The 18,289-nt window shown below is 66.0% G+C and carries 20 protein-coding genes; 8 read left to right on the top strand and 12 right to left on the bottom strand.

From position 1 onward, the window contains the following. Window positions 1-1,235: methyl-accepting chemotaxis protein (locus ACFDR9_RS13620; RefSeq protein WP_409031330.1), on the bottom strand; the 1,235-nt coding region annotated here is incomplete at its 3' end. A 60-nt stretch (window positions 1,236-1,295) separates the two neighbouring features. Next, the gene (locus ACFDR9_RS13625) at window positions 1,296-1,760 is read right to left on the bottom strand and encodes a cache domain-containing protein (protein ID WP_017877474.1); all 465 of its coding nucleotides are present in this window, start codon (window positions 1,758-1,760) and stop codon (window positions 1,296-1,298) included. A 354-nt stretch (window positions 1,761-2,114) separates the two neighbouring features. Here ACFDR9_RS13625 and ACFDR9_RS13630 point away from each other — a divergent pair, with 354 nt between their 5' ends. From ACFDR9_RS13630 to ACFDR9_RS13640, 3 genes are all read left to right on the top strand, one after another. Then, window positions 2,115-3,512 carry a lysine 2,3-aminomutase gene (locus tag ACFDR9_RS13630; protein ID WP_327075953.1) on the top strand — a complete coding sequence of 466 codons (1,398 nt, stop codon included), beginning with the start codon at window positions 2,115-2,117 and terminating at the stop codon, window positions 3,510-3,512. A 313-nt stretch (window positions 3,513-3,825) separates the two neighbouring features. Further along, entirely contained in the window at window positions 3,826-5,112 is a 1,287-nt protein-coding gene (locus ACFDR9_RS13635; protein WP_327075917.1) for an MFS transporter, read from the top strand. 14 nt (window positions 5,113-5,126) lie between these two features. Further along, window positions 5,127-5,978 carry a fumarylacetoacetate hydrolase family protein gene (locus tag ACFDR9_RS13640; RefSeq protein WP_017877471.1) on the top strand — a complete coding sequence of 284 codons (852 nt, stop codon included), beginning with the start codon at window positions 5,127-5,129 and terminating at the stop codon, window positions 5,976-5,978. A gap of 41 nt (window positions 5,979-6,019) precedes the next feature. Here ACFDR9_RS13640 and ACFDR9_RS13645 read toward each other — a convergent pair whose 3' ends face one another. Further along, window positions 6,020-7,354: an aspartate aminotransferase family protein gene (locus ACFDR9_RS13645; RefSeq protein WP_327075916.1), complete on the bottom strand. Its 1,335-nt coding sequence runs from the start codon at window positions 7,352-7,354 to the stop codon at window positions 6,020-6,022. A gap of 199 nt (window positions 7,355-7,553) precedes the next feature. Here ACFDR9_RS13645 and ACFDR9_RS13650 point away from each other — a divergent pair, with 199 nt between their 5' ends. Next, window positions 7,554-8,108: a carboxymuconolactone decarboxylase family protein gene (locus ACFDR9_RS13650; protein WP_017877469.1), complete on the top strand. Its 555-nt coding sequence runs from the start codon at window positions 7,554-7,556 to the stop codon at window positions 8,106-8,108. 67 nt (window positions 8,109-8,175) lie between these two features. Here the strand turns inward: ACFDR9_RS13650 and ACFDR9_RS13655 are convergent, their stop codons facing one another. Continuing rightward, window positions 8,176-9,090 carry an AraC family transcriptional regulator gene (locus tag ACFDR9_RS13655; RefSeq protein ID WP_327075915.1) on the bottom strand — a complete coding sequence of 305 codons (915 nt, stop codon included), beginning with the start codon at window positions 9,088-9,090 and terminating at the stop codon, window positions 8,176-8,178. Window positions 9,091-9,271: 181 nt separating this feature from the next. Here ACFDR9_RS13655 and ACFDR9_RS13660 point away from each other — a divergent pair, with 181 nt between their 5' ends. Next, window positions 9,272-10,183 (top strand): DMT family transporter, encoded by a 912-nt coding sequence (locus ACFDR9_RS13660; protein WP_327075914.1) that lies wholly within the window; start codon window positions 9,272-9,274, stop codon window positions 10,181-10,183. A gap of 94 nt (window positions 10,184-10,277) precedes the next feature. Here the strand turns inward: ACFDR9_RS13660 and ACFDR9_RS13665 are convergent, their stop codons facing one another. The 3 genes from ACFDR9_RS13665 to yjgA form a co-directional block, all read right to left on the bottom strand. Continuing rightward, the gene (locus ACFDR9_RS13665) at window positions 10,278-10,946 is read right to left on the bottom strand and encodes an alpha/beta hydrolase (protein WP_327075913.1); all 669 of its coding nucleotides are present in this window, start codon (window positions 10,944-10,946) and stop codon (window positions 10,278-10,280) included. Then, entirely contained in the window at window positions 10,943-11,569 is a 627-nt protein-coding gene (mog, locus tag ACFDR9_RS13670; RefSeq protein WP_327075912.1) for a molybdopterin adenylyltransferase, read from the bottom strand. Before mog ends, ACFDR9_RS13665 begins: the two co-directional genes overlap by 4 nt. A 143-nt stretch (window positions 11,570-11,712) precedes the next feature. Next, a complete protein-coding gene (gene yjgA / locus ACFDR9_RS13675; RefSeq protein ID WP_327075911.1) occupies window positions 11,713-12,327 on the bottom strand; it encodes a ribosome biogenesis factor YjgA in 615 nt (204 codons plus the stop codon). A gap of 89 nt (window positions 12,328-12,416) precedes the next feature. Here yjgA and pmbA point away from each other — a divergent pair, with 89 nt between their 5' ends. Further along, a complete protein-coding gene (gene pmbA, locus ACFDR9_RS13680) occupies window positions 12,417-13,769 on the top strand; it encodes a metalloprotease PmbA (protein WP_327075910.1) in 1,353 nt (450 codons plus the stop codon). Between the two features lie 168 nt (window positions 13,770-13,937). Next, window positions 13,938-15,023, top strand: a complete 1,086-nt coding sequence (locus ACFDR9_RS13685; RefSeq protein ID WP_409031331.1) for a TRAP transporter substrate-binding protein — start codon at window positions 13,938-13,940, stop codon at window positions 15,021-15,023. A gap of 73 nt (window positions 15,024-15,096) precedes the next feature. Here the strand turns inward: ACFDR9_RS13685 and ACFDR9_RS13690 are convergent, their stop codons facing one another. The 4 genes from ACFDR9_RS13690 to ACFDR9_RS13705 all read right to left on the bottom strand — a co-directional run bounded on the left by ACFDR9_RS13690 (window position 15,097) and on the right by ACFDR9_RS13705 (window position 17,527). After that, window positions 15,097-15,714 carry a LysE family translocator gene (locus tag ACFDR9_RS13690; RefSeq protein ID WP_017877462.1) on the bottom strand — a complete coding sequence of 206 codons (618 nt, stop codon included), beginning with the start codon at window positions 15,712-15,714 and terminating at the stop codon, window positions 15,097-15,099. 81 nt (window positions 15,715-15,795) lie between these two features. Next, a complete protein-coding gene (locus tag ACFDR9_RS13695) occupies window positions 15,796-16,647 on the bottom strand; it encodes a sugar phosphate isomerase/epimerase family protein (RefSeq protein ID WP_327075909.1) in 852 nt (283 codons plus the stop codon). Between the two features lie 43 nt (window positions 16,648-16,690). Continuing rightward, complete coding sequence (locus ACFDR9_RS13700) at window positions 16,691-16,855, bottom strand: rubredoxin (protein WP_081611881.1); 165 nt, start codon at window positions 16,853-16,855, stop codon at window positions 16,691-16,693. 375 nt (window positions 16,856-17,230) lie between these two features. Then, window positions 17,231-17,527: a hypothetical protein gene (locus tag ACFDR9_RS13705; protein ID WP_409031343.1), complete on the bottom strand. Its 297-nt coding sequence runs from the start codon at window positions 17,525-17,527 to the stop codon at window positions 17,231-17,233. On the opposite strand from ACFDR9_RS13705, the gene ACFDR9_RS13710 reads away from it, so the two are divergent. Then, the gene (locus ACFDR9_RS13710; RefSeq protein ID WP_327075907.1) at window positions 17,439-17,624 is read left to right on the top strand and encodes a hypothetical protein; all 186 of its coding nucleotides are present in this window, start codon (window positions 17,439-17,441) and stop codon (window positions 17,622-17,624) included. The two genes, ACFDR9_RS13705 and ACFDR9_RS13710, sit on opposite strands and share 89 nt — an antisense overlap. A 122-nt stretch (window positions 17,625-17,746) precedes the next feature. On the opposite strand, the gene ACFDR9_RS13715 is transcribed toward ACFDR9_RS13710, so the two are convergent. Beyond that, the gene (locus ACFDR9_RS13715) at window positions 17,747-18,235 is read right to left on the bottom strand and encodes a DUF4405 domain-containing protein (protein ID WP_017877457.1); all 489 of its coding nucleotides are present in this window, start codon (window positions 18,233-18,235) and stop codon (window positions 17,747-17,749) included. Window positions 18,236-18,289: the final 54 nt, after the last annotated feature.

An 18,289-nucleotide genomic window follows, 5' to 3' on the forward strand; every position in this document is an offset into this window, starting at 1 on the left:
TCCTTGGCGGCGGCGGCCGAGCGCTGCGCCAGGTTGCGCACCTCGGCGGCGACCACCGCGAAGCCGCGGCCCTGCTCGCCGGCGCGCGCCGCCTCGACGGCCGCGTTCAGCGCCAGGATGTTGGTCTGGAAGGAGATGCCGTCGATCACCGAGGTGATGTCGACGATCTGGCGCGAATGGGCGCGGATGGTTTCCATCGTCGTCACCGCCTGGCTCATGGCGCTGCCGCCGCGCAGCGCCAGCGCGGCGGCGTCGGCCGCCAACGCGCACGCTTGCTTGGCGTTGCCGGCGTTTTGCGTCACCGCCAGCGTCAGGCTGGCCATCGCGCTGGCGACTTGCTCCAGCGCTGCCGCCTGCACCTCGGTGCGGCCGGACAGGTCCAGGTTGCCGTCGGCGATTTCATGCGAGGCCTGGTCGATCGACTGCACCGCCGCGACGATGGTGCGCAGCGTCTGGTTCAAGTGGGCGATGCTCTGGTCGAGCAGGCGCGAGGTCTGGGCGATCTCGTCGCGCCCGTCGTTGCGCGCCGCGCCGATCAGGCTGCCGTCGGCCAGCTCGTGCACCACCTCGGAGATCAGGCCGATGTCGCGCAGCATCGCCTGGCGCACCCAGATCGTCACCACCAGCGACAGCGCGATCGACAGCAGCACCAGCGCCGCCATGCCCAGCCCGAGCGTGTTGAACTCGGCCTTGGCCTGCTGGTGGGCGCTGGCGCCGAGGCGCTTTTCCAGCGCGCCCAGCTGCGCCAGTTGCTCGTTGAGCGCGAGGAACTGCTTCTCCGCCTTGGCCATCGAATTGGCGGCGATCGACAGGTCCATCTGCGCCAGTTCCATGGTCTCGGTGACGGCCTTGCGGTAACTGGCCAGCGCGCCCTGGGCGTCCTTCAGCAGGGCCGCCTCGTCGGGCGCGGCGGCGACCGCCAGGCGCGCCAGTTGCTGTTCGATGGCGCCGTGCTTGCTTTTGATCTGCCGCATCAGCCCGTCCAGCCTGGCCTGGGCGAAACTGCCGCTGATCCACGACAGCAACTGGTAGGTGTTGGCGTGCACGTACTTGGCGTCGCCGGCGACGTCGGCCGCCGCGCTCATGCGCCCCATGTGCACCTGCGCCAGGTTTTCCATCGAGCGGTTTTGCCGCACCATGCCGTAATAGGCGCCGGCCGCCGTGGCCACCAGCAGCAGCAGCACCAGGCAGGGCGCCAGCAGTAGTTTCGGACCGATACGCAAACTCTTCAACATGGTTCACTCTCCCGCCAGTGGCGTCATTCGGGGCTGCCGCGGCATGGCGGGAGCCGCGGCTTATTTCTTGTAGATGCCGGCCTCGAGCACCACGTCGCCGACCCGCAGGATGTAGGTGGTTTTCGGCTCGATCTTGCCGCTGGTCGGGTTCTTGTACTGGTAGTCGACCCAGCCCTTGCCTTTCTTTTGCGCCAGTTCGATGATCTCGCGGCGGTATTTCTTGCCGTTGGCGTCGGGCACGTCGGTCAAGTCCTTGCCGACGATGGACTGGTTGACCGGGTGCGCCAACACGATGCCGCTGTTGATGTCGCGCATGTCGACGTACAGCGAACCCTGGATGAACTCGGGGTCCTTGGCGCTGATTTTTTTCATCATCTCCTCCTTGCCGTGCGCCTTCATGAAGGCGGCGCCTTTTTCGGCCATCGCGATGGCGTCTTTTTCGGTCGGCTCGGCGTTGGCGAAGGCGCCGGAGCTGGTGGCGGACAGGGCCAGGCACAGAGCGGTGGCGGCGAATAAGCGTTGCATGGTGTTCTCCTTTTGGTGGGGGGGGGGCGGCGGCATGGCGAATGTTGCTCATGTGCATGAATGTAATGTACCCCCCGCGCCGCCCACATGGATTGCGCTAGAACAATCGGGCCTCGTCCGAGCCCCGAATACAATTTCCGAGTGGAAAACAATTGATGTGCGACAAGAACTTTTCGCGTCGTCGGCCTACCATCGAAACATGGCCCGAACGCACAAACAGCGGGGCCGCACTGGGGTCCGCCGCGGCAAAGGCGGGCGCCGCCGGTTACCGACACCTGATTGGAGAGCGCCTTGACCACCACCACCAACAACACCGCCAACACCGCCACCGCCACCGCCGCCAGCAGCCCCGCCATCGCCAGCAGCGGCGCCGTGCCAGCCAAGTTCAAGCCCTACACGCGCCAGAGCATCGTCCAGTCGCGCCAGTGGGGCTTGCTCGGCGCCGAGCAGCAGGAGGCCGTGCAGGTGGTCTCGCACGTGCTGCCGTTTCGCACCAACGAGTACGTGATGGACCACCTGATCGACTGGAGCAACATCCCGGACGACCCGATCTACCGCCTGACGTTCCCGCACCGCGACATGCTGCCGGCGGCCGAATACGCGCAGTTGCGCGACCTGGTGTTGCTCAAACGCGATCCGCAAGCCATCGCCCGCTTCGTGCACGGCATCCGCATGCGCATGAACCCGCACCCGGCCGGGCAGATGACGCACAACGTGCCGCGCGTGAACGACGCGCCGCTGCGCGGCCTGCAACACAAGTACGACCAGACGGTGCTGTTTTTCCCCAGCGCCGGCCAGACCTGCCACGCGTATTGCACCTTCTGCTTCCGCTGGCCGCAGTTCGTCGGCATGGAGGACATGAAGTTCGACGCCAGCGAGTCCGGCGAACTGGTGTCCTACCTGAAGCTGCACCCGGAGGTGACCGACGTGTTGATCACCGGCGGCGACCCGATGATCATGAACACGCGCTCGCTGGCGGCCTACATCGAGCCGCTGCTGCAGCCGGAACTGGCGCACATCCAGAACATCCGCATCGGCACCAAGTCGGTGGCGTACTGGCCGCAGCGCTTCGTCAGCGACAAGGACGCCGACGACCTGCTGCGCCTGTTCGAGCGGGTCGTCAAGGCCGGCAAAAACCTGGCCGTGATGGCGCACTACAGCCACGCCGTCGAACTGCGCCAGGACATCGCCCAGCGCGCCGTCAAGCGCATCGTCGGCACCGGCGCCACGGTGCGCATGCAGGGGCCGCTGATCCGCCATATCAACGAAGACCCCAAAGGCTGGGCCGAGCTGTGGCAGACCGGGGTGCGCCTGGGCGCGATTCCCTACTACATGTTCGTCGAGCGCGACACCGGCCCCAGCGAATACTTCCAGCTGCCGCTGGCGAAGGCGCACGAGATCTTCCAGGCCGCCTACCAGATGGTGTCGGGCCTGTCGCGCACGGTGCGCGGGCCGTCGATGAGCGCCTTCCCCGGCAAGGTCGTCATCGACGGCGTCGTCACCATCGGCGGCGAAAAGCTGTTCGCGCTGCAGTTCCTGCAGGCGCGCAACCCGGACTGGGTGCGCAAGCCGTTCTACGCCAAGTTCGACCCGTCGGCGACCTGGTTGGACCACCTGAAGCCGGCCTTCGGCGAGAAGACATTCTTCTTCGAGGAGGACGCCGACGCGCCGCGCAAGGTGATTCCGCTGCAACCGGCCGGGCGCGGCCACGGCGGCGCCGGCGACGCTTGCGGCGACAGCAAACTGGCGTAGCGCGCGCCGCGCCGCACAGTCGCACGGCGCGCACGCGCGACACCAGCCGCACCAGCCGCACCAGCCGCACCAGCCGCACCAGCCGCACCAGTCATACCAGTCGCACAATCCGGGGTGTCAATGCGCGGCCCAACCGCGCGCGGCCCGGCGCGCCTGCCCGGCCAAAAAGCCGCCGGGCCAGGAGCAATTCGGCCCCCGCCTTTGCCCGGCGCGCGCGCGGTATTCCAGCTGTATCTCGATGGTATCTCGATGCAATAACGGTGATGCGGCCCGACCCGGGCGGCGCCGCCGTGCCCTCAACAAGGAGGACGTGATGGTCAAGCTGCAACCGCGGTGGCCGGCCGGGAAGATGCCCGGGGTGGCCGTGTTTTTCCAGGTGTTCCTGCCGTTCGCGCTGGGCCATTACCTGTCCTGCCTGCTGCGCACGGTGAACGCCGTGCTGACCCCGCACCTGCAGGCGGAGTTGAGTTTGAACCAGCTGCAAGTGGCGCTGCTCAGCAGCGCCTTCTTCCTGTCCTTCGCGCTGGTGCAACTGCCGATCGGCGTCGCGCTGGACCGCTACGGCCCGCGCAAGGTGCAGTCGCTGCTGCTGCTGCTGGCGGCGCTGGGCGTGCTGATGTTCAGCCACGGCCACAGCTTCGGCGCGCTGATGCTGGCGCGCGTCGTCATGGGCGCCGGCCTGGGCGGCAGCTTCATGTCCGCCGTCAAGGCGATCTCGACCTGGGTGCCGCCGGTCCAGCTGCCGGCGGTGCACGGCTACCTGATCGCCATCGGCGGCCTGGGTTCGGCCTCGGCCACCCAACCGGTCGAGCTGGCGCTGCAGTCGATCGACTGGCGCGGCGTGTTCAACGCGCTGGCCGTGGCGGCCTTGCTGGTCAGCCTGCTGGTGCACCGCTGGGCGCCCAGCCCGGAGTTGGGCGCGCAGCGCCGGCCGGTGACGCTGGACTCGCTGTGCGAGGTCTACCGCAACCGCGCCTTCCGCGACACCATCGCCCTGATGCTGGTGCCGCACGCCGTGTTTTTCGGCGTGCAGGGGCTGTGGATCGGCCAATGGCTGGGCGACGTCGTCAAGCTGCCGGCGCCCGCCGTGGCGAGGGTGCTGGCGCTGAGCATGGGCGCCGTCATCGTCGGCGCGGTCGGCGTCGGCAAGCTGGCCGAGGCGGCCGCGCGGCGCGGCGTGCCGCCGCTCAGCGTGGCCGCCGGCGGCATCGTCGTCTTCGTCGCGGTGCAGTGCGCGCTGGTGTGCGACTACGGGCCCAACATGCTGTGGCTGGCGATCGCGTTCACGCTGGTGGGCACCATCACCGGCCTGGAATACGCGATCGTTTCGCAAAGCGTGCCGGCGGCGCTGGCCGGGCGCGCGGCCACCTGCCTGAACCTGCTCATTTTCGTCGGCGCTTTCTTGGTCCAGGCCGGCTTCGGCATGATCCTGTGCTTCTGGACGCCGAACGCGGCGCGGCAGTATCCGGCGCAGGCTTACCAGGTCGCGTTCGCGCTGTTGATCGTGGTGCAACTGCCCGGGCTGCTGCGGTTTTTCCTGCGCCGCCAAGGCGGCGCTTCGGCATCCGGTAAAATGGCGTCCTGCACGGCACTCACATGACTCGAAGGAAGAATATGAAATTGGTTCGCTATGGCCGCCCCGGCAAAGAAAAACCCGGCTTGATCGATGAATTCGGCAAGCTGCGCGACCTGTCCGGCGTCATCGCCGACATCGACGCCGGCCAGCTGTCGGACAAGGCGCTGCGCAAGCTGAACAAGCTCGACCCGGAAACGCTGCCGCTGGTGCGCGGCAACCCGCGCTTCGGCGTGCCGCTGGCGCGCGTCGGCAAATTCATCGGCATCGGCTTGAACTACGCCGACCACGCCGCCGAGGCCGGCCTGCCGGCGCCGGCCGAGCCGATCGTCTTCATGAAGGCGACCAGCTGCCTGTCCGGACCGGACGACGCGGTGATGCTGCCGAAGGGCTCGAAAAAGACCGACTGGGAAGTCGAGCTGGGGGTCGTCATCGGCACCCGCGCGCAGTACGTCGGCGAAGAAGAGGCCTTGAACTACGTGGCCGGCTATTGCGTCGTCAACGACCTGTCCGAGCGCTCCTACCAGCTCGAACGCGGCCCGCAGTGGGACAAGGGCAAGGGCTGCGACACCTTCGGCCCGGTCGGACCGTGGCTGGTGACGCGCGACGAGGTGGTCGACGTGCAGCGGCTCGACCTGTACCTGGAACTGAACGGCAAGCGCATGCAAACCGGCAACACCGAAACGATGATCTTCAGCGTCGCGCAGATCGTCAGCTACCTGTCGCAGTTCATGACGCTGGAACCGGGCGACGTCATCGCCACCGGCACGCCGCCGGGCGTGGGCGCCGGGCGCAAGCCGCAGCGTTTCCTCAAAAAAGGCGACACGCTGCGCCTGGGCATCGCCGGCCTCGGCGAGCAGCAATCGGACGTCATCGCCTACCAGGCGTTTTGATGGCGCCGGCGCGGCGCCCTTGACACCCGGGGCGGCGCGCCTTAGCGCGTGACGGCGGCGACGGCGTCGTCGAGGGCGTCGGCCAGCCGCGAGACGATCTCCGACAGGTCGGCCTCGCTGGCGATGAACGGCGGCGCCAGCAGGATGTGGTCGCCGCGGCGCCCGTCGATGGTGCCGCCCATCGGGTACACCATCAGGCCGCGCGCCATCGCGCAATCCTTGACGGCGGCGTGCAGCCGGCGCTCCGGCGCGAACGGCTCCTTGCCGTCGCGCTCGCGCACCAATTCAATTCCCAACAACAGGCCGCGGCCGCGGATGTCGCCCACGTGCGGGTGCGCGCCGAAAGCTTCGCGCAGGCGCGACATCAACGAGGCGCCGCGCAGCGCGGCGGCGTCCACCAGGTGCTCGCCGGCGATCACCTCCTGCACCGCCAGCGCGGCAGCCGCCGCCACCGGATGCGCCATGTAGGTGTGGCCGTGCTGGAAGGCGCCGCTGCCCTCGCGCAGGCGCGCGACGACGTGGCCGCGCGCCAGCACCGCGCCGATCGGCTGGTAGCCGGCGCCCAAGCCCTTCCCCAGCGCCACCAGGTCCGGCACCACGCCCTCCTGCTCGATGGCGTACAGGCTGCCGGTGCGGCCCATGCCGCACATGACCTCGTCGATGATCAACAGCATGCCGTACTTGTCGCACAGCGCGCGCACGCCCTTGAAGTAGCCGGGCGTCGGCGGCACCGCGCCGGCGGTGGCGCCGACCACGGTTTCGGCGCAAAAGCCGATCACCCGGTCCGGCCCGGCGGCGAGGATGGCGTCCTCCAGCTCGGCGAGCAGGGCGGCGGTGTAGTCGGCGCGGCTCTGGCCGGGCGCGCGGTCGCGGTATTCGTAGCAGGGCGCCACGTGCGGCACGTCGATCAACAGCGGCGCGAAGGGCCGGCGGCGCCATTCGTTGCCGCCCAGCGCCAGCGCGCCCAGGGTGTTGCCGTGGTAGCTCTGGCGCCGGGCGATGAAGACGCCGCGCTCGCCCTGGCCGGATTCGACGGCGTACTGGCGCGCCAGCTTGAGCGCCGTCTCGATCGCCTCCGAGCCGCCCGACACCAGGTACACGCGGTCCAGGTCGCCCGGGGCGTCGGCCGCCAGGCGCGCGGCCAGCGCCTCGGCCGGCGCGCTGCTGAAAAAGCCGCTGTGGGCGTAGGCCAGCGCGTCGGTCTGGCGGTGCATCGCCGCCAGCACGTGCGGGTGGGCGTGGCCCAGCGACGACACCGCCGCGCCGCCGCTGGCGTCGAGGTAGGCCTTGCCGTCGCGGTCGTACAGGTACATGCCGCCGGCGCCGGCCGCCAGCGGCGGCTGCTGGCGCAGGTTGCGGTGGATCAGATGGCTCATGGCTTCCCCTTGGCGGTTGGTCGCGGCGGTGCGACTGGAACGCTGACAATAGACGCGATTAGCATCGATTTCTTTGATTTTTTCCGGTACTTGTGCGAATATTTTCCAAACGTAATTTTTTTAATGTCTGAATCGCCAGTAAATTGTAAAAAGAGACACTTCGGGCGCCGCGTCCCCCAACCAGCACAGGCCACATGCCATGACGGACCGCCTCGGCCCCATCCCCTTCGAGCAGTTGAGCGAACCGCAGCGCGTCGTCGCGCAGGCGGTCATCGACGGCCCGCGCGGCGCGCTGTACGGGCCGTTCGTGCCGCTGCTGCGCAGCCCGGAACTGATGGCGGCGGCGCAGGCGATGGGCGAATACCTGCGCTACCGCAGCGCGATCGGTACGCGCCTGTCGGAGCTGGCGATCCTGGTCACGGCGCGGCAATGGAGCCAGCAGGTCGAGTGGGCGATCCACGCGCCGCTGGCGTTGCACAACGGCGTAGCCGGGAGCACCATCGAGGCCATCGCCGCGCGCCGGCGCCCGGCCGAGATGCCCGCCGACGAAACGCTGGTGCATGATTTTTGCCTGGAGCTGCAGCAGCGGCGCATGGTGTCCGACCACACCTACGCGGCCGCGGTGGCGATGTTCGGCGAGCGCGGCGTGGTCGACCTGATGGGCATCAACGGCTACTACACCTTCCTGTCGATGCTGATGAACGGCGCCCAGACGCCGGCGCCGGCGTCGAGCGCGGCGCCGCTGCCGGAGTAGCGCAAGCGGCGTCCAGCGCTGTCGCCGATCCGGCCCACGACACGCCAACCCGGCCCTTCGTGCGCGCTCAGCGCAGCATCTGCCGATAGCGGCTGGGCGCCACGCCGACGCCGGCGCGGAAGCGGTGGCTGAAGTGGCTCAGGTCGGCATAGCCGCAGGCCTGGGCGATGTGCTGCAGCGGCAGCGCGCCGTCCTTGAGCAGAGCGCGCGCGCGCTCGAGGCGGCGCGCGGCGATCCACGCCGACGGCGGCATGCCGAAGGACAGCCGGAACATCCGCGCCAGGTGGAACTCCGACAGGCAGGCCAGTTGCGCCAGCAGGCCCAGCGTTAGCGGCTGGCCCAGGTGGGCGTCGATGAACTCGGCCAGGCGGCGCCGCACCGCCGGCGCCAAGCCGCCGCGCAGCCCCGCCTGGGGCCGGCGCATCGACTGCGATTGCAGCAGGTGGCTGAGCATGGCGTGCGTCATCTCGTTGGCGCGCAGCAGCGCGTCGGCGCCCTGCCAGGACTGGCCGATCAGCGCGTCGCACAATTGCGCGATGCGGGCGTGCTCGAAATAGGTGCGGTCGGCCAGCGTCAGTTCGCGCGGCTCGCGGTCGAGTTCGACGACGGCGCGGCGGGTGAAGTGCTCGGGCAGGAAGTAGACGTGCAAAAAGCGCAACTGGTCGCGCACCAGCCAGCGCGACTCGTGCCAGTCGGGCAGGGTGCACAGGCGCCCCGGCGCGCCGTACACGCCGGGCAGCTCGCCGCGTTCGGTGCGGTAGCCGCCGCCCAGGTAGTAGGACAGCGTGTGGTGGCCCGGCTGCGAGTAGGCGGTTTCCTCCTCGTCGGTTTCGCGCTGCCAGATGGCGATCGCCAGGTTGTCGCCGAGCAGGGCGAAACGCTCCAGTTGCGCGTTGGTGCCCGACAGGGTCTGGAACACCGTATGCTCGATCGTGCCGGCCGGCGGCGGCGCGTTGTTGGCTGGAAGTGGCAGGTTTGGCATGGTGGTCGGCGCTGGGCGGGCGGCCCCGGAAGGCCCTGGGCCAGACTGTAGCACGGCGGCGCCGGCCGCGTGCCGCGGCGCCCGCCGGCGCGCCATCAAGACCGCAATCCCAGACAAGTCGGGCGGCGCCGCATGGCGCATGCTGGCCGTTCCATCTTCGGACAGCCTTCCCGGAACAGAAATGAATCCCTTCCTCTACGTATTAACCGTCCTGATCTGGGGCACCACCTGGATCGCCATCAAATTCCAGCTCGGCGTGGTGCCGGCGCCGGTGTCGATCGCCTACCGCTTCTGGATCGCCGCCGCCGTGTTGCTGCTGGTGCTGCTGCTGAGCCGCCAGCGCGTCTGGCCGCCGCGGCGCGCCTGGCCCTACCTGCTGGCGCAGGGCATCGCCCTGTTTTGCTGCAATTTCCTGTGCTTTTACTATGCCAGCCAGTGGGTGCCGAGCGGCCTGATCGCGGTGGTGTTTTCCACCGCGCCGCTGTGGAACGCCGTCAACGGCCGCCTGTTCCTCCGGCGGCCGATCCGCCGCCAGGTGATGGCCGGCGCGCTGCTCGGGCTGGCCGGCATCGGCCTGCTGTTCCTGCCGCAAATGCAAGGGCACTGGGGCGACGGCGGTATGCTGCTGGGACTGGGGCTGGCGCTGCTGGGCACGGTATTTTTCTCCTGCGGCAACCTGCTGTCGAGCCGTATGCAAACGCTGGGGCTGACGCCGTGGCTGACCAACACCTGGGCCATGCTGATCGGCGCGACGCTGCTTGGCGCCGGCGCGCTGGCGCTGGGCATGCCGTTCGCGCTGGACGCCAACCCGCGCTACCTGGCGTCGCTGCTGTACCTGGCGATTCCCGGCTCGGTGATCGGCTTCACCGCGTATTTGCTGCTGGTCGGGCGCATCGGACCGGACCGGGCGGCCTATTCGACGGTGCTGTTTCCGGTGGTGGCGCTGACGGCGTCGACGGTGTTCGAGGGCTATCACTGGAGCGCGCCGGCGTTCGCCGGCCTTGGTTTGGTGTTGGCGGGCAACGTGCTGGCGTTTCTGCCGGCGCGGGCGCCGGCGCCGGCCGCGGTGGCGGGCTTGGCGGGCAGGGCGTAGGCGCCGCCGGTTTGTTATGGGACGCGGGCGTTTTTCGTAGAATCGGGTTAGCCGGAACGGCGTAACCCGACTGGCGTCGGCAGCGGCTCGGCGGCTACGCCAGCACGCGGCGCAGCCAGGCGCCGATGTCGTCGACTTCTTCGCCGCACAGCGAGTGCTGCATCGGGTAGTCGTGCCATTCGACCTGGTAGCCCAGCGCCTGCAGCGCGTCGCGCGACTGCTCGGCGCGCATCATCGGCACCACCGGGTCGGCGCTGCCGTGCGCCATGAAGATCGGCGTCGCCAGGCTGGCCGCGTGGCGCTCGGCGGCGGCCTTGTCGGCCAGCGGCAGGTAGCCAGACAGGCACAGCATGCCGGCCAGGCGCTCGGGGTGGCGCAGGCCGGTTTGCAGCGTCATCGCGCAACCCTGCGAGAAGCCGGCCAGGACGATGCGTTCGGCCGGGATGCCGCGCGCCTTTTCGCGGGCGATCAGCGCTTCGATCTGCGACTGCGAGGCGCGCAGGCCGCTTTCGTCCTCGCGCCGGGTCAGGTCGGTGGCGACGATGTCGTACCACGAGCGCATTTCGTAGCCGCCGTTGATGGTCACCGGCATCACGCCGGCGTGCGGGAAGACGAAGCGGATGCCCGCCAGGCCGCTCAGGTCCAGTTCCCGTACCAGCGGCACGAAGTCGTTGCCGTCGGCGCCCAGGCCGTGCATCCAGATGACGGCGGCGCCCGGGTTGGGCGCGGTGTCGACTTCAATGTTCTCTAGCAGCATGCTCATCGTTTTTCCTCGGTGGTGGTCGGCGCCGTTCGCAGCGCATTTTTTGGGCGGAAGGCCTTGCAGACGGCCGGGTCGGTTTCCATGTAGGGGCCGCCGATCAGGTCGACGCAATACGGCACGGCGGCGAAGATGCCGCCGACGATCTGTGTGCCGTCGGCGTCCTTCAAACCTTCCAGGGTTTCCTTGATGGCCTTCGGCTGGCCCGGCAGGTTCATGATCAGCGCGGCGTGGTCGGGCGTTTCGCGGATGACCGCGAGCTGGCGCGACAAAATCGCCGTCGGCACGAATCGCAGGCTGATTTGCCGCATCTGCTCGCCGAAGCCCGGCATTTCCTTGCTGCCGACGGCCAGCGTAGCCTCCGGCGTGACGTCGCGCCGGGCCGGGCCGGTGCCGCCGGTGGTCAGCACCAGATGGCAGCGGGCCTGGTCGACCAGTTCGACCAGGGTCGCCTCGATTTGCGCGCGCTCGTCGGGAATCAGGCGCGTTTCGACGCGGAACGGCGTCGTCAGGGCGGCGCCCAGCCAGTCGCGCAGCGCCGGAATGCCCAGGTCCTGGTAGACGCCGCCGCTGGCGCGGTCGGAGATCGACACCAGGCCGATCACCAGTTCATGTTGGTTTGTCATGGTCGTCCTGTCGTAAAAACCACAAAACCGGGCGGTTCCCGGTTTTGTCGTGTGCAGCGGCTGATTCAGTCAACAACCAGCGGCGGGGGCCGGGGGGCGGACCCCGAGGATCCGACCCCCGGCTCCTTGCCGGCGGCTCTTTATTACTCGTCGTCGCGCTCGGCGGCGTCGTCGTCGGACTCGCCGTCTTCATCGTCGCCGCCCTTGCCGCCGGCGGTTTTCTTGGCCACTTGCTTGAGGATCTGGAAGATTTCGCGGTAGGCCTTCGGCGGCTTGTTCTCGGCCTGCTCCTTGCGGGCGTTGCGGATCAGGGTGCGCAGTTGCTGCACGTCCAGTTCCGGGTTCTCCGACAGCAGCACCGTCAGCGCCTTGTCGTCCGTCAGCAGCTTCTCGCGGCGGCGCTCCATCGCGTGCATCGCCGCGGTGTCGGCCTTCGACAAGCCCTTCCAGCTGTCGATGGTGCGCTGGACCGCGGCCAGTTCGGCCTCGTCCAGGGTGCGCATCTTCTTGCCGACGAATTGCAACTGGCGGCGGCGGCCCTCGTGGTCCTTGATCAACTGGCAGGCGAGGATGGCGTCGCGCACGTCCTCCGGCAAGGGCACCCGCTTGACGCGGTCGCGCGCTTCGTTGACCAGCTCTTCGCCCAGCTTTTGCAGGACGGTCATTTGACGCTTGAGCTCGGATTTCGACGGACGGTCGTATTCCTGTTCGAATTCGGAGGATTGGAAGCCGCAAGCTCCCCGGTTTGGATTTGGCATGATGTGTCGATTTGGCGTGCGGCCATATCTGTAAACTGTAAACGACTGCTATGATAACTGTTTTAGCGGTCATCCGAAGAAAACACCTCATGAACGATTCCGTATTTACCCACACGCAGGACCAATTGAAGCAACTTGCGCGCGATGTGTTGTCTTTTGCGCGGGAGAAGGGCGGCACCGACGCCGCCGTCGAAATCAGTGAAGGCGGTGGGCTCTCGGTCTCGGTGCGCAAGGGCAAGATCGAGACGATCGAGCAGAACAAGGACAAGGGCATGGGCGTGACGGTGTTCGTCGGCCAGAAGCGCGGCAACGCCAGCACCTCGGACTTTTCGCCGGCGGCGCTGCGCGCCACCGTCGACGCGGCCTACAACATCGCCCGCTTCACCGCCGACGACGACTGCGCCGGCCTGGCCGACGCCGACATGCTGGAAATGGCGCCGCGCGACCTGCAACTGTTCTACCCGTGGCTAATCTCGGCCGAGGAGGCGGTGGCGCTGGCGCAGCGCGCCGAGGCGGCCGCCTTCGCGGTCGACCCGCGCATCAGCAACAGCGAGGGCGCCGGCGTGCATGTGCAGCAGTCGCACTTCGTGTCGGCCAACTCGCGCGGCTTCATCGGCGGCTACCCGTTCTCGCGCCATACGCTGTCGGTGGCGCCGATCGCCGGCAAGGGCGCCAAGATGCAGCGCGACGACTGGTACTCGTCGGTGCGCGACCCGGCCAAGATGGCCGCGCCGGAAGCGGTCGGCCGCTACGCCGCCGAGCGCGCGCTGTCGCGCCTGAACGCGCGCAAGCTCGACACCCGCACCTGCCCGGTGCTGTTCGAGGCGCCGCTGGCGGTCGGGCTGCTGGGCGCCTTCGTACAGGCGACCTCGGGCGGCGCGCTGTACCGCAAGTCGACCTTCCTGCTGGACTCGCTCGGCACGCAGGTGCTGCCGTCGCACATCCAGATCGTCGAAGACCCGCACATTCCCGGCGGCGTCGGCTCGGCGCCGTTCGACGAGGAGGGCGTCAAGACCCAGCGCCGCGACGTCGTCAAAAACGGCGTGGTGCAGGGCTATTTCCTGTCGACCTACTCGGCGCGCAAGCTGGGCATGCAAACGACCGGCAACGCCGGCGGCTCGCACAACCTGTCGCTGACGTCGAGCAAGACCAAGCGCGGCGACGACTTCGTGGCGATGCTCAAGAAAATGGGCACCGGCCTGCTGGTCACAGAACTGATGGGCCAGGGCACCAACTACGTCACCGGCGACTACTCGCGCGGCGCGTCCGGCTTCTGGGTCGAGAACGGCGTGATCCAGTACCCGGTCGAGGAAATCACCATCGCCGGCAACATGAAGGACATGCTGCGCCAGATCGTCGCCGTCGGTTCCGACGTGCTGCTGCGCGGCACCAAGCAGACCGGCTCGATCCTGATTGAAAACATGGTCATCGCCGGCGGCTAAGCGCCGAAGCCGGCGGCGCAATACGCCGTCGCCCCACGGGCGGCGGCGTATTGCGCCGCCGCCGCATATTTTCGTTGCACGCAAGGTCTCCCGCCTCTACACTAGTCCCAGCATATTGCATGCTGTAACGTTTTTTTAGTGACGTAAAACTTCGGGAGACACACAAATATGGAACGTCGTTCCTTTCTAAAAAAAACCGCAGTGGGCGCATCGGCCGGCGCCATCGCGGCGCCGGCGCTGGCCCAAGCGCTACCGACCATTAACTGGCGCCTGGCGTCGAGCTTTCCGAAATCGCTGGACACCATTTACGGCGCGTCGGACACCTTCATCAAACGCATCTCCGAGCTGACCGGCGGCAAGTTCAACATCCGCGCGTTCGCGGCCGGCGAAATCGTGCCGGGCCTGCAAGTGATGGACGCGGTCCAGGCCGGCACCGTCGAATGCGGCCACAGCGCCTCCTACTACTACTTCGGCAAAGACGCCACCTTCGCGTTCGACTGCGCGGTGCCGTTCGGCCTGACCTCGCGCCAGCACACCGCCTGGTACGACCAGGGCGGCGGACGCGAGCTGACGCGCGAATTCTTCAAGGGCTACGGCATCGTCAATTTCCTGGGCGGCAACTCCGGCACCCAGATGGGCGGCTGGTTCCGTAAAGAAATCAAATCGGTGGCCGACCTGAAGGGCACCAAAATGCGCGTCGGCGGCTTCGCCGGGCGCGTGCTGGAACGCCTCGGCCTGGTGCCGCAGCAACTGGCCGGCGGCGACATCTATCCGGCGCTGGAAAAGGGCACGATCGACGCGGCCGAATGGGTCGGCCCGTACGACGATGAAAAGCTCGGCTTCTTCAAGGTCGCGCCGTATTACTACGCGCCGGGCTGGTGGGAAGCGGGCGCCTCGTTCTCGTTCTACGTCAACATCAAGGAATGGGAAAAGCTGCCGAAGGAATACCAGGCGGCGGTCGAAGTGGCGTCGTACGAAGCCCACGTCGTGATGCAGGCCGAATACGACGCGAAAAACCCGGCGGCGCTGGCGCGGCTGCTGAAAAGCGGCGTCAAGCTGCGCAACTTCCCGAAAGACGTGATGGACGCCTGCTACAAGGCGGCCACCGACGTCATGAACGAAGAAGCGGCGAAGAACGCCAAGTTCAAGAAAATCTACGAGCCGTGGAAGCGTTTCCGCCAGGACCAGAACCAATGGGCCTCGGTTGCCGAGGCAACCATGCAAAACTACCTGATCAACGCCGGCCGCAAATAAGCCGGATTGCTCCCCAAAAAAACCCGCGGATTGCGGGTTTTTTTTGACGACGCCGCGCCGTCGGCCATCGCCGTCAGCGTTTCGCCGTCGCTAGCATTACACCAAAGAAGACCAGCGTGCCACCGCCGACTTTGTTCACCACCAGCCCGCCTTTTTCCGAAGTCAGCCACGTCTTTGCCTTGGACGCAAAGAAGGCGTACATGAAATGAATCCCTATCAGCAGCGCGCTGAAAGTCAATACCAGAAATGAAAACTGGGTCCCGTAAGCGGCGGACGGGTCGATGAACTGCGGGAAGACTGACAGAAAGAAAAAAATCGATTTGGGATTCGTCACCTGCAGCGACAGGCCTTCCGCGAAGCGCCGCCGCATGCTCACTTCACGCGGCGCCAATTCGTGAAACTGGAAGGGTGGCGCGCGCCACAGCCGCACGCCCAAGTAAACAAGGTAGCCGGCACCGATAAATTTGATCACCGTGAAGGCGAGGGCGGAAGTCGCTAGGACGAGACCCAAGCCGGTGGCGGAAATCCCGGCCACGATCACGATGCCAAAGGCCAGCCCCATAATGCCGCTAACGGTGCCACGGAAGCCCTCGCGCAAGGAATTGGTCAGCGTCATGATCACGCCCGGACCCGGGCTCAGGATGGTCATCGTCGCCATGATGAGGAAAAGGGCGTAAAGCTTCATGTTCATGTTTATCCTATAGAAAAAACCGCCGATATCAACGCTTGCCCGCCCTCGGGTGGCGGGCCAACGCCACCCCAACCCTTGCGCCTAGTTACCCACGGCTTCCAGGAGTTTCTGGTTGATCTCCGAGATATCCGCCACGCTTTGCGCAGTGGAGCGGCTTCTCGTCTCAAACGCAACCAGGCCGCGCCATCCGCACTTTAAGATCTCGTCAATAATGGCGTCATAATCCAAAGTGCCTTCACCGATGCCAAAGTGCTGGTCTTGAACGCCGTTGTTGTTGCTGAACGATATCCCTTTAATTCGGTGGTGGTGCTTTCTGATGACGTCGACAGGGTTGCCGTCGCAAATATTCTCATGGCCGATGTCGAGGAACATGAAAACGTTTTGATTGTCCTTTAAGTTATCAAAAATATAAGCATATTCATCAAAGTTGGTGAAGATGTAGTGGAACGGCCGGTAGTTCTTGTAGTTGGAAAGATTCTCCAAGTAGATATCCACACCTTTGTCCGCAGCGTATTCGGCTAGCTCCGTCACGGATTTCAAGTAGTTGTCCAGCGCAATTTTTTTTGCCTGAACCACCATTTTTGGCTCGACAATGCAGCCGCCGTGCGCGATCAACGGCGCTTTGATTTTGGCGCAAATATCTATTTCTTTTTTTACATAGGCGACTGCGGCGACCCGGAATACATCGACGTCGCTGGCGAGGGGCGCCTTGAAATTCCCGTGGAAGATGGGCTGGACGCGGGTCTTCCGGATCAGCGTGTTCAAGTTGTCAATCCGCTCGTCGGTCCAATCGTCGACCATCTCGCCGATCAAACTGGCGTCCAGATACCAATGCGTGCATCCCGACTCAAACGCGACATTGATTCCGTCCTCCGCCCTCAGATATTTTTGATGCGCGATGCCGCTGGCGAAAGAAATTGAATCGTCAAACATGGCGCTATTCTGCGTAACCATAATCAATTACCTCAAAAAAAAGTTAAAATTCTAAAAGTATAAAATCGGATTTTGTCAAATCGCAGTCAGGGCAGTTCCAGCCGTCTGGGATGTCGGTCCACAGCGTTCCTGGTGCGATTCCATATGCCGATAATCCAACTTCCTCGTCATAGATAAACCCGCAATCCACGCACATATACTTCTTCATAGTTGACTAATTAATGGGAGGTTGATGGAGGAAATGATGGAGCATTCCCCCGCAAGTGAGAAAGGATCTTGGATCGGCTGGTAAGATACAAGGGACCACTGGCGTCGAAATCGCCGGTGATTCAAGCTGCCCACATGCGGACGCGCAGTGTAGCATGTGTACAAATAGCAAATGTTATTTTTTAATTAAAATTATTTGCGGTTTGTTTTTAATCAATTGTTGATTGAAAAATAGTTGACGCTGCGACCGGGCCGCTATATGCCGGCCGCCGGGGTGGCGGGCGGGGAAGCGGCAACGCCGAACCAGCTGATCAAGGCCCCCCTTCCATGTAGTAACAGGTGCCGCCGACCGTGTGCTCGATCTCGGACAAGCGCGTCAGGAACTGCTGCCACAGCGGCGGCAGTCGCTCGGCGATATTGTTTTTCTCCGAGTCGGCGCCGAAGAAGCTGGTGCGCATGCCGACCAGGTGCATCCGCGCCTGCGCGTAGATTTCCTGCTCGGCGCTGACGCCGTGCTTGATGTGCGCCAGGTAGTCCTGGTCGAACCTGGCCTTGGGCTGTCGTCGGCTTCAACGGCGATGTCGATGATCCGCCTATCCGTGTTCAGCAGCAGCTCCAGCGCCCGCGCCAGCCGGCGCGAGCGGATGTGGTCCTTGACGGTGTCGCCCGTCAAACCCTTGAACATGCGCTGGAAATGCCACGGGCTCATGCCCGACTCGCGCGCCACCGCGCCGATGGCGATGGGCGGGGCGAGATGGCCTTCGATGTAGTCGACGCCGCGCTGGATGTGACCGAGATAGTTCATGTGCTCTCCTAAGTGAACACATGATAAGGGAGGCGCCGGGCCGGCTTTTGATATTTTGTGCTGGTTTACGGCGCGCCCGCTGCCGCCTCAGTGGCCGCGCGACGGGTTGGCGCGTCGGCCAAGCACGATGTGCAGCACCGTCAAGGCGCCCAGCGCCAGGCCGACGACCCAGTGCAGCGCCGACCACAGCGGCCGGTCGCTTTCGCCGGCCAGGTAGTAGAGCCCGAAGCCGCTGACGACCAGCAGCGCGAACGTGGCGATCATGGCCCAGCCCGACGCCAGGTTGCGGCCCGCCTTGAGGGCGCGGCGGATGTGGGCGTTCATCAGGCTGCCGAGGAAAAACAGCGTGACCATGGCGGCGGCGCCGTGCGTCTTCATCGCCCATGGCTCCAGCGGATGGATGGTTTCGCCGAATTGGCCGGGAGCGCGCAGACAGTAGCGCGCCAGCAGCCAGGCGACGCCGCTGGCGAACAGCGCCGCGCAACTAAGGTAGACGCAGCGGCGGTGCCAGCGCTCCAGCCGCAGGTTGACGTGGTGGCGGGCGTGGGCGGCGGTGGCGGGTTTGGTCGAAGGCATGGGGCCGATTATAAGGGTTGGCCGGTGTTGTACGGCGAATGGCTGTGGCGGACG

The sequence above is a fragment of the Janthinobacterium sp. CG_23.3 genome, assembly GCF_046115965.1.
GTDB lineage: Bacteria > Pseudomonadota > Gammaproteobacteria > Burkholderiales > Burkholderiaceae_D > Janthinobacterium.

What these genes read in the sequence shown, in the direction of transcription:
- ACFDR9_RS13625 (WP_017877474.1), bottom strand. Translation starts at nt 1,760, where the DNA reads ATGCAACGCTTATTCGCCGCCACCGCTCTGTGCCTGGCCCTGTCCGCC.
- ACFDR9_RS13635 (WP_327075917.1), top strand. Translation starts at nt 3,826, where the DNA reads ATGGTCAAGCTGCAACCGCGGTGGCCGGCCGGGAAGATGCCCGGGGTG.
- ACFDR9_RS13640 (WP_017877471.1), top strand. Translation starts at nt 5,127, where the DNA reads ATGAAATTGGTTCGCTATGGCCGCCCCGGCAAAGAAAAACCCGGCTTG.
- ACFDR9_RS13645 (WP_327075916.1), bottom strand. Translation starts at nt 7,354, where the DNA reads ATGAGCCATCTGATCCACCGCAACCTGCGCCAGCAGCCGCCGCTGGCG.
- ACFDR9_RS13650 (WP_017877469.1), top strand. Translation starts at nt 7,554, where the DNA reads ATGACGGACCGCCTCGGCCCCATCCCCTTCGAGCAGTTGAGCGAACCG.
- ACFDR9_RS13655 (WP_327075915.1), bottom strand. Translation starts at nt 9,090, where the DNA reads ATGCCAAACCTGCCACTTCCAGCCAACAACGCGCCGCCGCCGGCCGGC.
- ACFDR9_RS13660 (WP_327075914.1), top strand. Translation starts at nt 9,272, where the DNA reads ATGAATCCCTTCCTCTACGTATTAACCGTCCTGATCTGGGGCACCACC.
- ACFDR9_RS13665 (WP_327075913.1), bottom strand. Translation starts at nt 10,946, where the DNA reads ATGAGCATGCTGCTAGAGAACATTGAAGTCGACACCGCGCCCAACCCG.
- mog (WP_327075912.1), bottom strand. Translation starts at nt 11,569, where the DNA reads ATGACAAACCAACATGAACTGGTGATCGGCCTGGTGTCGATCTCCGAC.
- yjgA (WP_327075911.1), bottom strand. Translation starts at nt 12,327, where the DNA reads ATGCCAAATCCAAACCGGGGAGCTTGCGGCTTCCAATCCTCCGAATTC.
- pmbA (WP_327075910.1), top strand. Translation starts at nt 12,417, where the DNA reads ATGAACGATTCCGTATTTACCCACACGCAGGACCAATTGAAGCAACTT.
- ACFDR9_RS13685 (WP_409031331.1), top strand. Translation starts at nt 13,938, where the DNA reads ATGGAACGTCGTTCCTTTCTAAAAAAAACCGCAGTGGGCGCATCGGCC.
- ACFDR9_RS13690 (WP_017877462.1), bottom strand. Translation starts at nt 15,714, where the DNA reads ATGAACATGAAGCTTTACGCCCTTTTCCTCATCATGGCGACGATGACC.
- ACFDR9_RS13695 (WP_327075909.1), bottom strand. Translation starts at nt 16,647, where the DNA reads ATGTTTGACGATTCAATTTCTTTCGCCAGCGGCATCGCGCATCAAAAA.
- ACFDR9_RS13700 (WP_081611881.1), bottom strand. Translation starts at nt 16,855, where the DNA reads ATGAAGAAGTATATGTGCGTGGATTGCGGGTTTATCTATGACGAGGAA.
- ACFDR9_RS13710 (WP_327075907.1), top strand. Translation starts at nt 17,439, where the DNA reads ATGATCCGCCTATCCGTGTTCAGCAGCAGCTCCAGCGCCCGCGCCAGC.
- ACFDR9_RS13715 (WP_017877457.1), bottom strand. Translation starts at nt 18,235, where the DNA reads ATGCCTTCGACCAAACCCGCCACCGCCGCCCACGCCCGCCACCACGTC.